This window comes from Hoeflea sp. IMCC20628 (assembly GCF_001011155.1).
Lineage (GTDB): Bacteria > Pseudomonadota > Alphaproteobacteria > Rhizobiales > Rhizobiaceae > Hoeflea.
Window position 1 is genome coordinate 52,229 of sequence record NZ_CP011481.1, and the last position, 15,012, is coordinate 67,240.

Genomic DNA, 15,012 nt, shown 5'->3' on the forward strand with positions numbered 1-15,012 from the left:
ATCGGCTCCGTCGGCCGACGTCTGAACCGAATGCCGATTGCAGCAGTTGCAGATCCAGGCGACTAAACTGCATGCCGACGACTCAAACCGAAGAATTGATCCACTGCGCGCGATTGTCCTCAACAGCTTCTTGCGAAGTTCCCTCCAAAGGGATCAAGATCGAGGCGCACAACCCACCCTCCGCCCGATTGACCAGCCAGATGTCACCCCCATGCGCAGTGATGATTGTTCGTGCAATTGACAGACCGAGCCCGTGCCCACCGGTTTCCAATGATCTCGATTCTTCGAGCCTGAAAAACGGATCAAAAACCCGTTCAAGCTCGGTATCCGGGATGCCCGGTCCGTTATCTTCGACCGTAATCATGAGATGGTCGTCACGAACTGAATATGCCACGTGTGCGTTTCCACTGTAACGCACGGCGTTTTCGATCACGTTGCGAAGCGCTCGGCGCATTGCAGTCGGGCGGATGCGAACACTTATTAGCGGGCCGTTATCCAGGAGGAAGGGAACTGGGGAGCCCGTTCTCAGGTCTTCGAGCAGGGCGCCAATGTCGACAGATTGAGAGGCTTCGGATGCTGCCATTCCGCGGGCGAAGGTTAGCGTCTCCTCGACCATGGTCTGCATTTCCTCGACCGAGGCCACCAGACTGCTTCGTGTTTCCTCGTCGTCGACCATCTCGGCACGAACACGAATTGCCGTAAGCGGAGACCTGAGATCATGTCCCAACGAAGCCAGTAAGCGTGTTCGGTCCGCAACAAACCGGGTCAGGCGATCCTGCATTCTGTTGAAGGTCGAGGTAAGCTCCCGCACTTCGCTCGGGCCCACGGCGGGCAATTCAGCGATTTCTTCGCCCCGTCCCAGCCTGTCAACCGCTCCGACCAGCCGTCTTAGTGGACCCGTAAAACGGGTCATGAGAAACCAGAAAACCGTGATCAGAATGGCCGCCGCAGTCAGAATAAAGGTCAGCATGGAGTAAAACGGCCACTGGAAGGGCGGTCGCTCGAACCGTGTGCCGACATTGAGCCAACGTCCGTCAGAAAGCGCGATAGACAGATTCATTTCAACTGCAGAGACCGCGCCGTGCATCATTGACCGATGCATTTCAGCCATTTCAGGTGAAAGGTGCGGCATCGGGAGGATTTGTCCCTCGATTGCATGCAGTTCGACACGGATGTCACCGCTGTAACTCTCGCCCAGAAGCGCACGAACCCGGGATTCGATCAGACCACTATCCGAGCCGTCTGAATTTCCGGCTGTCGCTTCACCCGACAGGTCAAATCGGACAAGCGGCGAATTGGCTGCGCGCAGGATGGAGTCTTGCAGATTGTCCGGAGCCTCTTCAATCAACCTCGCCACGTTTGCGGCGCGGCCTGCGGCTTCAAAGCCAAGCGCAGCCCGAACCGCGAGTCCTCTCTCATCGACGAACAACCAAAGGCTCACGACTTGCGCGACGACAAGCGCGGCGACAACAAGAAGCACGAGTTGAGCCCTGAGGCTTGTCAATGGGGCCCAACTCAACCCAACACCTCCACGTCCGCCGACAGGCAATAGCCGTCGTTTCTGACGGTCGCAATGATCTTTGGCTGAAGAATGTCGGGTTCGATCTTGCGTCTGAGGCGGCTGATCTGGTTATCGATGGTGCGGTCCAACGGCCCGGATGAACGGCCAGCCGTAAGGTCCAGAAGCTGCTCACGGCTCAGTACCACACGCGCGCGCTCCAACAGGACGATCAGGAGCTTGAAGTCTGAACTCGTCAAGCGCGTTTCGTTTCCGGATTCGTCCGCCAGCACCCGGCTGTCGGAATCAAGCACCAGGTGGGCAAAACGGAGGCGCTTTCCCACAAACACGCCTGAAAGCTTTTCCTGCCGTTCCGTACGCCGAAGGACCGCCTTGATACGCGCCAGCAACTCTCGCGGATTAAACGGTTTGGCAAGATAGTCATCGGCTCCGATTTCGAGCCCGACGATCCGGTCCGTGTCGTCACCCAGTGCGGTCAACAAGATGATAGGCAACACGCGCTCGGCGGAAAGCCGCTGGCACAGAGAAAGACCGCTTTCGCCCGGCATCATGACGTCCAGCACCATCAAGTCATAATTGCCGATCGCAAGTTTTGCTTCGGCATCTTGCGCATCCTTCGCGGTGTCGGCGCGCATGCCGTTCTTCTGAAGAAAGCGCTTTACGCTTTCACGGATTTCTTTGTGATCGTCGACGACGAGAATGTGCGGAGCATCGGACATGAGCTTTTCTATCGAAAACCGACACACTGCGTCAGTGGTTGTTTTGTCACCGAATGTAACAGAACCCGCATTCTACGACATGCCGGTACAAACCGTTGGATGCAAACCATTCAAATCGGGTTCTTTATGCCCAGATAAGAAATGTGCAACCAACCAGGAGATTTCAAAATGTACAAGTTCAAGACCATCGCAACGGCGCTGCTCATTTCGGCCGCCGTGCCAACACTTGCGCTCGCCGGTTCCAATCACGGCCATGGCCAACGGCAAGCAACGTCGAATTCCGGTTCTCCAGCGGCCATGGCGGGCGGCAACGCCAACATGATGCAAGGAATGATGGGCGGCGACATGGGATCCATGATGCGCATGATGAAGATGATGCACGGTGGACAATCAGGTATGATGAGCATGGATGGCGAAACCGGCGGCATGGGCGCGGAAATGATGGGCATGGGCGGATTGATGATGGGTGGCGCCGACCATATGCAACGCCTGTTCGACACCGATGATGACGGAACGGTCTCGCCCGACGAACTTCGCACTGGTCTGCTTGACGAACTGAAAACCTACGACGCGGATGGGGACGGAATGCTGTCGCTCGCTGAATTCGAAACGCTTCATGCCGCCCATATCAGGGAACATACGGTCGACCGCTTCCAGGCCTTCGACGCGGATGGAGACGGACAAGTCACCTCCGAGGAATTTGCAGCGCCCGCCGACAGGATCAAGCGGATGATGATGATGCGTTCGGGCAATATGTCTGGTCAGAACGGCGGCATGATGAACGGCGAGCAGCCGGGGAACATGATGCAGGACGGCACGCAAAACGAAACTGAAAAAGATAATTGAGCGCTGCCGATTGAACAAACCAGTGGCGGAGGCAATGCCTTCGCCACTACATAACAAGGGATTGATTGAATGATGAACGGTTATGGCATGGGTTTTGGCGGGCTCTGGATGATTTTGGTCCTGGTTCTTGTCGGCCTCGCGATCGTCGCCCTGATAAAGTATCTGGGGAAATGAAGACTGTTTGAAAGGATAACCAACATATGAACTACACCATAGACAGAATGTTTCCCGGGGCCGGTATCGACGATATCGACGCCCGCACTCGTGCTGCCCTGGCTGCAGCCGGCTTCGGAGTCCTGACCGAAATCGACGTCAAGGCAACAATGAAGAAGAAAATTGACAAGGACATGCCTGGCTACCGCATCCTTGGCGCCTGCAATCCGAACATGGCCTGGCAGGCTATCGGCATGGAGCCGAAGGTCGGGGCCATGCTTCCGTGCAACGTGATTGTGCGGGAAACAGACGAAGGTGTGGAAGTGTCGGCGGTCGATCCGGCGGTCTCTATGACCGGGATCAACAATCAGGAGCTCGGTGACGTCGCCGGTCAAGTCCGGAAGATGCTTCAGGACGTCGTATCTGCAATTTGATCCTTCATGCCAGAATCCGCGAAACGAAACAGCACACACTCTATATGCAAGCGTGACTAAAAGGTTTGGTCGCGCTTGCCACATTCAGGTCGGCCTCGACTTGCACTCTTGGTACGTCAGTCGCATACCCATCCACGGGTTTGAAATTTTCGTTAACCACGCAGATGAACAAATCTGCTACGCTGTCTACATGAAAAGCAATATCGCGCTCTCAACGGCGACGGCCGCACCAGCTCTCCGATCCACAAGGGACAGAGATGAATTTGTTTCAAAAGCTGCTCAACACTTCGATCCTGCTCGCATTGGCTGCGTCTATGACAGCTTGCGTATCGACGGTTCTTGACGTCGACAACAAGGCAAATCAACCAATTGCCGCCAACCTCGTCAGCAATATGAACAAACGCAAGATGACCCCGGCTGATCCCATACTGGTCCGGATCTTCAAGGATGAGAGCGAGCTCGAGATCTGGAAACGTGACCGTACTGGGCGTTACGCGCTTTTGAAGACCTTTCCCATGTGTCGCTGGTCCGGCAAGCTCGGCCCAAAGACCAAAGAAGGAGATCGGCAAGCTCCAGAAGGGTTTTACCATGTCTCCGCCGGTATGCTGAATCCCAACTCGCAATATTATCTCTCTTTCAATCTTGGCTACCCAAACAAGCTGGAAAGCGCACTCGGCTACACCGGCGACGCCTTGATGGTTCATGGTGCCTGTACATCGGCAGGATGTTACGCGCTCACGGACGCTGGCGTCGCACAAATCTATGCGATCGTGCGTGAAGCCATCAGAGGCGGACAGTCTTCCTTTCAGGTGCAGGCTTTTCCATTCCGGATGACGCCCGAAAACATGGCGCGAAATCGAAATGACCCTAATTTCGATTTTTGGAAGAACCTGAAACAGGGCTATGACATTTTGGAGGTCACAGGCCGACAACCCCAGGTGTCCTATTGCGGCAGACGGTATGTCTTCGACGCGACCTATGAGGGTGGAAATCCTCGCAACCCGCTTGCTTCATGTCCACCGCTGCTGAGCGCGGAGGACGATGTCGTAGCTGCTCGGCGCGTTTCAGATGAACGCAAGATGGAAGCAATACTTGCCTCCGGGACGTTTATATCGGCCCATGCATATTCGGATGGCGGCATGCATCCAAGCTTCCGAAAGCTTCTCAAAAGCCGGGGCGCAGAGGTGCTCGCCCAGACAGCATCATTGAAAAACGTGCCGGTCAGTCGACCGGATGCTGCGTTGGCGGATCCCCACACACCCAGTGAATGACACTCACAGCCCGGGATACAGTTTGACGTGAGACCGGGTTTTCGTACCGCAGACTGGGTAATTTTTCTGGCGCATTGGCTCATGACGAACCGAATATGCCCGAGCCATCCATGAGCGTTATCGGAGGATTGTTGCAGATAGCGCTGTGAGGGCAACCCGCGTGTGGTTAAACGCGTTCCCAATTGGGCTGTTCCATTTTGATCCATGTCAATGAAGAATGAGGATTCGATGTGGTAGAGATTAATCTCAATCGGGATTTGATGCCGTGCAAATACTTCGAAATCGCAGTCTGCAAGGCGGCCAGCTCAGCTGGCAGGCCCTGACGCTTGCGGTCATCATGGCTTTGTATTTCTCTGCCATTTCCCTACATCAGACTCATGCCAGCGAATTTTCCGGCATGGAGACGGTCGTTGTTTCCGCCCACTCGCCTGATTCTGGAAACACCGCACGCGATATGTCGTCACACGCATCACAATGCGCCAATCAAATGCATTGCCATTCCGCAGCGATTTTGCCGAGCGAAGCGTCAAGCCATAGAGATGACCTGGCGGGCGAAATCTCTTCGACCCAGGCATTCGTTAGGCAACAGTTTTCCCCTTTTCCTGCCCCTCCTCCCAAAATCTCCTGACGCGACGAATTCGTTCTTCCGGCTGAGCTTGTTCCAGCGGCGTGAGTTGAGGTGTCTGCCACTTTTGGCGGTTCAACTTTTCCCACGCGAGCATGGCGGCGAACGGAATGGCATTTGATATTTGGGGTTGAGTTGAAACGCTCACCAACACGTCTCCGCCATCCCCAGTCACCTGCGTTGGACCAGGCCCAGTTCGGACATAACCGAAAACGGCGAAGGCGCTTTTAGATTTGCGCGTGGAGCATGCAATGGAATCTATCCTCTATTTTCTCTTTTGGGCCGGCTTCATATTCATCATGATGCGGTTTGGCTGTGGCGCTCAGGTTATGGGTCACGGCAAATCAGGAGCAACCCGCGACGAGCCAAGCGGATCGGCGACTGACGTCCGCTGGACTGCCCCGAAGACTGACACTGACCCTGTGTGCGGAATCACCGTTCAGACGCGAAACTCGAAGTCGGCCGTCCATGACGGCCATGTCTACTACTTCTGTTCACGGGAATGTCGCGAGCGTTTCGAGGCCGCGCCAGCTTCCTACCTTGCTACAACTGATGCAGTCATCCCAGACATGAGGGAGCAAGCTGATGGCTAATCTGACCAGATCTGATCAAACTCACCGGGCAGGCATACCTCTGCCCGTGATCCGTCCACCGCATATCCCAGTCTTCGCGCTCGGCATGAGCTTGGGCATTTTTCTCGTGGTGACGTTTGCGCTGTGTGTCGGCTTCGACCTCATCTTCCCCGGGCAGGCCATGTACCAGACGTGGTTGAAACTGCTTCCCGGTTTCTCTTGGTTGACTTGGTCAAGCTTTCTGCTCGGCGGGGTGGAGGCCTTTGCCTATGGCTGGTTCGTCGCGCTGATATTCGCGCCGCTATTTAACTATTTCTCTGCCCGTTGGGCACGTTGATGCAACGCACAACAAAAGGAACTCAACTATGACGTCACCATTGAAGCTCTCTCTTTCGGCAATCCTCGCCGTTCTCCTGACTTCGGCGTCAGCGACGGCCGCGACGGTCTACATTGCTGATGGCAGCGCGGATCAAATCATCGTCGTTGATACAGACACTGGCACGGTCGAACGCAAGATCACCGGCTTGGATGCCATTCACGGCCTTTCTGGTGCACCTGGTGTTAGGTACCTCGTCGCCGGCAGCTATTCCGAGGTCGAAGGCACCGAGGCCACGGCACTCGCTAAGCCAGAAGGTGTGTCGGAGGACGAACATGCGGCCCATCACGCCAAACCCGCAGCGGGGGCGATGCCCAAGGATGCCGCGATCAGTATTCTGACCATCCTCGACGCAAAGTCTGGTGAGATACTGCGTCGGATCGAAGTGCCCGGCGCGGTCCATCATACTGCTGTTTCGCCCGACGGTCGTTACGCTGCAGCTACTCATCCATCAGGTGACGGGATAAGCATAATCGATCTCGAAACCTTGGCTTTCAAGGCCTTTGTTCCAACTGGATCGGCACCGAATTATGCCGTTTTTTCCAAAGACAGCGCTTCGGTTCTCGTCACCAATTCAGGCAACGGCACAATCAGTGAAGTCGATGTCGAGAAGGGATTTGTCAGGCGCAATTTGCTTGTTGGTACAGCTCCCGAGCATGTGGTCATCTCCGGTGACGGGGCAACGCTATATGTGGCCGACGCAGATATCGGCAAAATCCATGAGATTGCTGTGTCCGATGGTGCCATTCTCCGCTCATTCGAGATTGGAGGAGAGTTGCACGGGCTCGACTTGTCGGACGACGGGAGCACGCTCTTCGTCAGCGGAAAGGGCGAAGACAAGCTTGTCGCGATCGATCTGCAATCCGGTGCGATGCGAACCGTTTCACTGTCGCCCGCTCCGTATCATCTGACAACGATCGGCGGCACTGGCAAGATTTACGTATCGAGCCGCGACGAACCCAAGATTTGGATCATCAACCAGATAGATCTCGCGGTCATCGGCAAAATCACCGTTTCCGGCGAGGGCCACCAGATGGTCGTGCTTCCGTAATTTCGGAGAGGACCGTCCAAAGGACTATCGTTATAGGCAAGAATCGAAAGCAGACGATCGAAGGATCGCGCCGAACCGGCAAGCGCAAAGAAAATGCCTTGTTCGAAATTATAGATCGAAGCATCGTCCTAAAAATAAGGAAAAGACAAATGCAACTCAAGAATAACCTGACAAAATATTTCGTCATCGGATTTTTCGGACTCGGATTAGTTGCTCTTGTCTCAAAGAACTTGAAGGCAGATTCCGAGACGCCGTATGCAATGGCTGGCTTGACTCAAGTGTCTGGTGAAGCACAAGCCGGTCAGGCCTTGTTTGGTGCCAACTGCGCATCTTGTCATGGCGACACTGGCGGAGGCACCGGAAAAGGGCCTCCACTGATCCATGACATTTACAATCCCGGGCATCATCCCGATGAGGCGTTCTTCAGCGCGGTTGCCAACGGTGTTCCCCAACACCATTGGCCATACGGAAACATGCCAAGACTTAGCCAAGTGACACCGGATGAGGTCGCGAAAATAATCAGCTACGTCCGCGAAATGCAACTCGCCAACGGCATCACCTACAAACCGCACAAAATGTAACCGGAAGGGAATTGATGATGAAAGATGAACAAGTCGACGATCAGGTTCCTGCCAGTTTTTCCGGCACGGTTTACACCTGCTCGATGCACCTCGAAGTCAGGCGCACAGAACCCGGGGACTGTCCAAAATGCCATATGCGTCTGATACATGAGGGCGCAAACAACAGTTACGACGATGGCCATGAAGGACACGAACACGGGAGTAGCCACAGCCACGGCGGGCGCGAAGCTGTGAAGAATAGGAACGATGATCGCCAGTATGACAAGGTGCCACCTGATTACTCTGGCCCGGTCTACACTTGTCCGATGCATTCACAAGTTCGTCAGACCAAATCGGGATCATGTCCGATCTGCGGGATGGGACTCGAGCTTGAGTCGTCAGCGATGGAAGGTGACGGACCAAATCCGGAGTTGGTGGACTTCACCCGCCGCTTTTGGGTCGCGGTCGTTCTGAGTATCCCGCTCCTTGTCTTGACGATGGGACCATATGTCGGTCTTGCCGGCGTGCGAGAAATCCTGGGAGAACGCGCGACACTCTGGATCGAATTGACCCTTGGCACGCCTGTCGTTCTCTGGTCTGGCTGGCCATTTCTTGTTCGCGGATGGACATCATTCCGAACTTTGAAGCTCAACATGTTCAGCCTGATCAGCATGGGCGTGATGGCAGCCTGGCTGTTCAGTATTGTCGCCGTTCTGGTGCCCGGTATTTTTCCGGATGGCTTCCGTAACAGTGAGGGACATGTCGGAGTCTATTTCGAAGCCGCCGCTGTGATTGTCACCCTGGTCCTTCTTGGCCAGTTGATGGAACTTCGAGCTCGCGAAGGTACAGGCCGAGCGATCCGCGCTTTGCTGGACATGGCGGCGAAGACGGCCCACGTGATCCGGGAAAACGGGCGCGAGGAAGAAATCCCGCTCGAAGAAGTACAAGTCGGCGATCAACTGCGCGTCCGCCCGGGTGACAAGGTCCCTGTTGATGGCATCGTCCTTGATGGCCGCTCCTCGATTGACGAGAGCATGATTTCGGGAGAACCCGTCCCGATTGAAAAGGTTGCAGACGATCCGGTGACTGGAGCAACAATCAATGGCACTGGAAGTCTGATAATAGAGGCCACACGGGTTGGCGCTGACACGATGCTTTCCCAGATCGTAGAGATGGTGGCAAACGCCCAACGCTCACGCGCACCTATCCAAAAATACGCCGACAAGGTTTCGGGCTACTTTGTTCCTGTCGTTATTAGCGTTGCGGTGCTGGCCTTCGCCGCCTGGGCGCTTTTGGGACCTAGCCCTGCGTTCTCTTATGCACTCATCGCCGCCGTCGCAGTGCTCATCATAGCCTGCCCCTGTGCGCTCGGTCTCGCGACCCCGATGTCAATCATGACCGCGACAGGCCGTGGGGCTCAGGCTGGAGTTTTGATCAAGAATGCGGAGGCACTGGAGCGATTCGAGAAAGTCGATATCCTGATCGTGGACAAGACCGGAACTTTGACTGAAGGCAAGCCGCGTCTGGTCGCTGTATTGCCTGAAGGTGGCCATGACGAAGCCGAGGTCTTGCAGCTAGCCGCCTCTTTGGAACGGGGATCGGAACATCCGCTCGCTGAGGCGATAGTAAGAGGCGCAGAGGAACGGCACATCGAAATGACCGCCGCCACCGAATTCGAAGCCGTCACAGGGATGGGTGTGAAAGGCGTTGTTAATGGCCGCCAGATCGCGTTGGGAAATTTGAGATTGATGACCGAGATGGGGCTGGCGGCTCCGTCACTTATGGATAAGGCAAACGCTCGTCGCGACCAAGGCGAGACAGTGATGTTCGTTGTGCTCGATGGCACCATTGTCGGTCTGGTCTGCGTCGCCGATCCCGTAAAGGAAACCACGCCAGCAGCACTCAAAGCTCTGCACAAGCTCGGATTTCACATCATCATGGCCACAGGCGACAACGAACGGACAGCCAAGGCCGTAGCGGGACGACTGGGTATCGACGAAATTCGAGCCGATGTGCTGCCTGAGGACAAAGCACGGATCATTCGCGAACTTCAGGATATGGGCCGAAAGGTTGCCATGGCCGGCGACGGCGTAAATGACGCGCCAGCACTTGCGCAAGCCGATGTGGGCATTGCCATGGGAACTGGAGCGGACGTCGCCATCGAGAGTGCAGGCTTCACACTGGTTAGCGGCAACTTGGACGGAATTGTGCGTGCTCGGCGGCTCAGTCAGGCTACTATGCGTAATATCCGCCAGAACCTGTTTTTTGCCCTGGTCTACAATACCCTCGGTGTGCCGGTTGCGGCGGGATTGCTCTATCCGTGGTTTGGCATCTTGATTAGCCCGATGTTTGCCGCCTTTGCCATGAGTGCCTCTTCGATCTCGGTCGTAATGAATTCACTTCGTCTGCGAAGCCTCAGATTCTGAAATCTGCCACCCCTTGACCTTCCCATCGTGGGAAGCCCCATATCAGACGAGCAGCTTTGAAAGGAAACAAAATGACCTATGAGTTCGACGTCGAAAATATGACCTGTGGCCATTGCCGCGGCACGGTTGAAAAAGCGATTAAAGCAGCCGATCCCGCCGCGGTCGCAACGATCGACCTGGCCTCGAAGAAGGCGACAGTCCAAACCAGCCTTGACCCGGCCGTTATCAGGGACGCGATTAGGAATGCCGGATATCCAGTATCCTACGTGAAACTCTAATTGCCAATACGGTCGCCCTCCGCAAATGTGAGGGGCGACCGTTTTTCAGTGAACTATGCAACTGCGCGGACGTCCGTTTAGGTTCCACCATAGGTCTGCTCAAATCAGGTGCGCCTCAGCCGTCCAACATATCAAGACCAAATTCGATAGCTTGGCAATTTACGGGCCGCTTCTCTGCCGTAGTGGAGCAAGCCGTCGCTAGTTAGGCCTGATCGCCGCCCTATGGCTGCGCCAAATCATGGGGAACCTCACCGCTGCGAAACGCAGAGTCAATAAAAAACGCAAAAATGCCCTTGACCTTCCCATCACGGGAAGGATTACAGATGTCAACGGTTAGTAAAGGAGCCGCTCAAATGAATGCGATATCGAAAGTCAGGATACCCGTAGCGTCCTCCGCTACCACCGATTTCGGAATCGAAGGCATGACCTGCGCGTCTTGCGTCAATCGCGTTGAGAAGGCCATAGAAGCCGTTCCAGGCGTGACTTCTGCAACGGTAAACCTGGCGACCGAACGTGCCACCGTCACGTTCAATGAAGCGGTGCCGATGGAGACTGTGGTTCAGGCAATTGAGATGGCAGGCTACGAGCCCAGGATCGAGACACTTCAATTCGGCATTGAAGGCATGACTTGCGCTTCCTGCGTCAGTCGCGTGGAGAAAGCGATCAACGCCGTCCCGGGCGTCAGGGATGCGTCAGTCAACCTTGCAACAGAAAAGGCAACGGTTCGCGCAGTTGTGGGGACACCCACATCAGCATTGGAGGACGCCGTTCGCAACGCCGGCTATGATGTCCGGAGGATTGCTGCTGAGGTCACCAATGACAGTCACGGGGACCGGCGCGACCGAGAGATCAACCGTCTGAGAATGTCGCTGGTCATTTCCGCAGTGCTTACATTTCCGCTCTTTGTTCTTGAAATGGGATCGCATCTCAGCGCGTCCATCCATGATTGGATAATGACCAATGTCGGCATGGACAACAATCTTGTCATCCAGTTCGTTCTGGCCACGCTCGTCCTGTTCGGGCCAGGCCTACGCTTTTTTACAAAGGGCGTTCCGAATCTTTTGAGATGGACCCCAGACATGAATTCGTTGGTAGTGCTCGGCACTTCATCCGCCTGGGGCTATTCGGTTGTCGCCACGTTCCTTCCGGGCATTCTGCCTTTAGGAACGGCGAACGTCTACTACGAGGCGGCAGCCGTCATTGTTACTCTTATTCTGCTCGGTCGCTATCTCGAAGCCCGTGCGAAGGGCAAGACTTCCCAGGCTATCAAGCATCTGATTGGTCTTCAGCCAAAGACCGCGCACGTGAAGCGTGATGGAAATTTCGTCGAAATTCAGATCAGCGATGTGATTTTGGGTGATATCGTTCAAATACGTCCGGGCGCGAAAATTCCCGTGGACGGTCACGTGGTTGATGGCGAATCCTACGTTGACGAGTCCATGATTACGGGCGAGCCGGTTCCGATAATAAAGTCCGCCGGCGCGGATGTGGTCGGCGGCACGATCAACAAATCCGGAGCCTTCACTTTCGAAGCGACGAAAATTGGTTCAGACACACTGCTTGCCCAGATCATTAAGATGGTCGAGGCGGCACAGGGAGCCAAGCTTCCGATCCAAGCATTGGTCGATCGGGTAACGAGCTGGTTTGTCCCGGCCGTGATCGCTGCGGCAACTCTAACCTTCGCGGCATGGCTGCTCCTTGGCCCGTCGCCTGCCCTCACCTTCGCATTGATCAACTCCGTCGCAGTGCTGATTATCGCCTGCCCCTGCGCTATGGGTCTCGCCACGCCGACATCAATCATGGTCGGTACGGGTCGCGCCGCCGAATTGGGTATCCTGTTTCGGAAAGGCGAAGCGCTCCAGACATTGCGCGATGCGGATGTGATCGCACTGGACAAGACGGGGACGCTCACCAAGGGCAAGCCGGAGCTGACAGACTTCGTCGTTAGCGAAGGATTTGACAGAGGCGAAATCCTCCGCCTCGTCGCAAGCCTCGAGTCACAATCCGAGCATCCCATCGCAGACGCCATCGTCGCAGCGGCAAAGCGAGAAGGGGTCTCTCTCGCCGACGTCTCGGAGTTCCAGGCTGCACCGGGCTATGGGGTGAGCGGCCAGATCAACGGTCGGATCGTGATCGTGGGCGCGGATCGATCTATGACGAAAGCCGGCGTGGACGTTTCGGCGTTCAGTAGGCAAGCGGCGATATTGGGCGACGAAGGTAAGTCACCGTTCTACGCGGCAATCGACGGGAAGCTTGCTGCAATCATCGCAGTCTCTGACCCCGTCAAAGACACGACGCCGCAAGTCATAGCCGCACTCCACGCTCTCGGGCTCAAAGTGGCTATGGTTACAGGTGACAATGCCCGAACCGCCCATGCCATTGCACACCAAGTCGGTATTGATGAAGTGGTCGCTGAAGTACTCCCCAACGGGAAGGTCGATGCCGTCAAAAGGCTCAGAGAGGGTGGACGGAAAGTCGCCTTCGTGGGGGATGGCATCAATGATGCACCCGCTCTTTCAGAAGCAGACATCGGAATTGCGGTTGGCACTGGAACCGATATCGCGATCGAAAGTGCCGACGTCGTACTGATGTCAGGCGATCTTACGGGCGTGGTTACGGCGATTTCGATTAGCAAAGCCACCATCCGGAACATTCGGCAAAACCTGTTCTGGGCCTTCGCCTATAATATAAGTCTCGTGCCAGTTGCGGCCGGCATTCTGTATCCGATCAACGGTACGCTATTGTCGCCCATTCTTGCCGCCGGGGCGATGGGCCTTTCGAGCGTTTTTGTGCTGACAAACGCTCTGCGACTGCGTCGGTTCAAGACAAGCTGAGAGTTGATCAAAGGGGGCGCGCGTTACGCCTTCAAAACGAAAGAGGAGACCATCATGAAAATCGGCGAAATTTCCAAGGCGTCCGGTGTCTCGAGCAAAATGATCCGCTACTATGAACAGATTGGCCTGATTGCGCCCGCGCGCCGTGCAGAGTCCAGTTATCGCGTATATTCAGACAGCGACATCCATACGCTGCGTTTCATTCGTGGGGCTAGAGACCTCGGTTTTTCCGTGGACCAGATGAAGATCCTGCTGGCCCTCTGGAAGGACCGTTCCAGGGCAAGTTCAGATGTGAAAGCGCTCGCTCTCAGCCACATTGCCGAACTTGAGCGGAAGGCCGCAGCCATAAAGACCATGACCAAGACGCTAAAGCACCTGGCCAATAACTGCCATGGCGATGGCAGGCCAGAGTGTCCCATCATTGACGGCATCGCTGAACCCATGCGGGAAGATGGCCCAACAGCACTATCAAAATTTGGTCTCAGCCATCCGGTCTAGCCGGGTCAATCTGTCTTCAGGCGGTATTTGGCGTGGCAGGATGTGCAGGTCTGGAGCAGCATGTGAAAGGCGTGTTCGGCGGGCATCGACAAAACCGCTTCTGCGGGGTCGGTTTTCTTCCCGAATGGTCCGAGACCAATGACGTCGCCCGCTTTCATGCGCATATCCTGGGTCAATGCATCTGGATGGCGTTCAGCGGCAGAGGAGAGCGAATTGGCATACACGCCAAGGTCATTTGCCAGGGAATTGAACTCTTTGCGCTCGGACATGATGGTCGAACTGGCCTGTGAGCCGATAATGACGGGATTGCCTTCGAAGTGAGCCATCAAGGCACTGCCGGACCTCTTATATATCGTCTCCGCAGCTGCCTTGAACAACTCAGAATCGTAGGAAGTGTTGCCCTTGAACATACCATCAATCAGCTTTGCTGCCTCGGCCATGGATTTCATGTCCGATTGTCGAGCGATCATTGTCTTTTCATTCGCAAGCACAACGTTCGTAGTGAGCGCAGCAATACCCACCAAAGTGATTGCGGCCACCAAAACTGCGCATGCCTTGAAGTTCATCGAGTTCCCCTTTTCGGACGGGTGCTAAACGACAAGATACAATGCTTGCGGCGAAATTACGCTGCGCAATCAGGATGACGGTGGATTTGCATGAACTTCTCGCTTACGGCGCCGACATAAGTGGCTTGTGCAGCCAATCCCTGTTTTAAATCACTTGACCGCCACTTGCTGGAAGCAAGAAGAGATAAAAATCGAATGATCGCCGGTGCTGGTCCAAATCGCGTACCGTTTGCCGAACCCGTTTTCCTGAATCTCCCTCCGAAGGATTGAGGTCAGGGTAAACA

The 15,012-nt window shown here is 55.3% G+C and carries 15 protein-coding genes; 11 read left to right on the forward strand and 4 right to left on the reverse strand.

The window, feature by feature from the left end:
- Positions 1 to 82: 82 nt before the first annotated feature.
- Positions 83 to 1,519, reverse strand: coding sequence for an ATP-binding protein (locus IMCC20628_RS23795; RefSeq protein WP_047033061.1), 1,437 nt, complete (start codon positions 1,517 to 1,519; stop codon positions 83 to 85).
- Positions 1,516 to 2,238, reverse strand: coding sequence for a response regulator (locus IMCC20628_RS23800; RefSeq protein ID WP_047033062.1), 723 nt, complete (start codon positions 2,236 to 2,238; stop codon positions 1,516 to 1,518). Before IMCC20628_RS23800 ends, IMCC20628_RS23795 begins: the two co-directional genes overlap by 4 nt.
- Positions 2,239 to 2,406: 168 nt before the next feature.
- On the opposite strand from IMCC20628_RS23800, the gene IMCC20628_RS23805 reads away from it, so the two are divergent.
- The 3 genes from IMCC20628_RS23805 (at position 2,407) to IMCC20628_RS23815 (ending at position 4,942) form a co-directional block, all read left to right on the forward strand.
- A complete protein-coding gene (locus IMCC20628_RS23805) occupies positions 2,407 to 3,084 on the forward strand; it encodes an EF-hand domain-containing protein (protein WP_245307991.1) in 678 nt (225 codons plus the stop codon).
- A gap of 200 nt (positions 3,085 to 3,284) precedes the next feature.
- Entirely contained in the window at positions 3,285 to 3,671 is a 387-nt protein-coding gene (locus IMCC20628_RS23810) for a DUF302 domain-containing protein (protein WP_047033063.1), read from the forward strand.
- Positions 3,672 to 3,928: 257 nt separating this feature from the next.
- Complete coding sequence (locus tag IMCC20628_RS23815) at positions 3,929 to 4,942, forward strand: murein L,D-transpeptidase family protein (RefSeq protein WP_047033064.1); 1,014 nt, start codon at positions 3,929 to 3,931, stop codon at positions 4,940 to 4,942.
- A gap of 578 nt (positions 4,943 to 5,520) precedes the next feature.
- Here the strand turns inward: IMCC20628_RS23815 and IMCC20628_RS23820 are convergent.
- Positions 5,521 to 5,715: a hypothetical protein gene (locus IMCC20628_RS23820; protein WP_156174722.1), complete on the reverse strand. Its 195-nt coding sequence runs from the start codon at positions 5,713 to 5,715 to the stop codon at positions 5,521 to 5,523.
- Between the two features lie 181 nt (positions 5,716 to 5,896).
- On the opposite strand from IMCC20628_RS23820, the gene IMCC20628_RS23825 reads away from it, so the two are divergent.
- The 8 genes from IMCC20628_RS23825 (at position 5,897) to cueR (ending at position 14,162) form a co-directional block, all read left to right on the forward strand.
- A complete protein-coding gene (locus IMCC20628_RS23825; protein WP_245307994.1) occupies positions 5,897 to 6,160 on the forward strand; it encodes a YHS domain-containing protein in 264 nt (87 codons plus the stop codon).
- Positions 6,153 to 6,476: a DUF5676 family membrane protein gene (locus IMCC20628_RS23830; RefSeq protein ID WP_245307992.1), complete on the forward strand. Its 324-nt coding sequence runs from the start codon at positions 6,153 to 6,155 to the stop codon at positions 6,474 to 6,476. The genes IMCC20628_RS23825 and IMCC20628_RS23830 overlap by 8 nt, the downstream gene beginning before the upstream one ends.
- Positions 6,477 to 6,504: 28 nt before the next feature.
- Positions 6,505 to 7,566, forward strand: coding sequence for a YncE family protein (locus IMCC20628_RS23835; protein WP_047033067.1), 1,062 nt, complete (start codon positions 6,505 to 6,507; stop codon positions 7,564 to 7,566).
- 149 nt (positions 7,567 to 7,715) lie between these two features.
- A complete protein-coding gene (locus IMCC20628_RS23840; protein ID WP_052766658.1) occupies positions 7,716 to 8,147 on the forward strand; it encodes a cytochrome c in 432 nt (143 codons plus the stop codon).
- Positions 8,148 to 8,161: 14 nt separating this feature from the next.
- Positions 8,162 to 10,552 (forward strand): copper-translocating P-type ATPase, encoded by a 2,391-nt coding sequence (locus IMCC20628_RS23850; protein WP_245307993.1) that lies wholly within the window; start codon positions 8,162 to 8,164, stop codon positions 10,550 to 10,552.
- Between the two features lie 71 nt (positions 10,553 to 10,623).
- Positions 10,624 to 10,830: a heavy-metal-associated domain-containing protein gene (locus tag IMCC20628_RS23855; RefSeq protein ID WP_047033070.1), complete on the forward strand. Its 207-nt coding sequence runs from the start codon at positions 10,624 to 10,626 to the stop codon at positions 10,828 to 10,830.
- Positions 10,831 to 11,183: 353 nt separating this feature from the next.
- Positions 11,184 to 13,664: a heavy metal translocating P-type ATPase gene (locus tag IMCC20628_RS23860; protein ID WP_047033071.1), complete on the forward strand. Its 2,481-nt coding sequence runs from the start codon at positions 11,184 to 11,186 to the stop codon at positions 13,662 to 13,664.
- Positions 13,665 to 13,718: 54 nt separating this feature from the next.
- Complete coding sequence (gene cueR / locus IMCC20628_RS23865; RefSeq protein ID WP_047033072.1) at positions 13,719 to 14,162, forward strand: Cu(I)-responsive transcriptional regulator; 444 nt, start codon at positions 13,719 to 13,721, stop codon at positions 14,160 to 14,162.
- A gap of 5 nt (positions 14,163 to 14,167) precedes the next feature.
- Here the strand turns inward: cueR and IMCC20628_RS23870 are convergent, their stop codons facing one another.
- Positions 14,168 to 14,728: a cytochrome c gene (locus IMCC20628_RS23870; protein ID WP_052766659.1), complete on the reverse strand. Its 561-nt coding sequence runs from the start codon at positions 14,726 to 14,728 to the stop codon at positions 14,168 to 14,170.
- Positions 14,729 to 15,012: the final 284 nt, after the last annotated feature.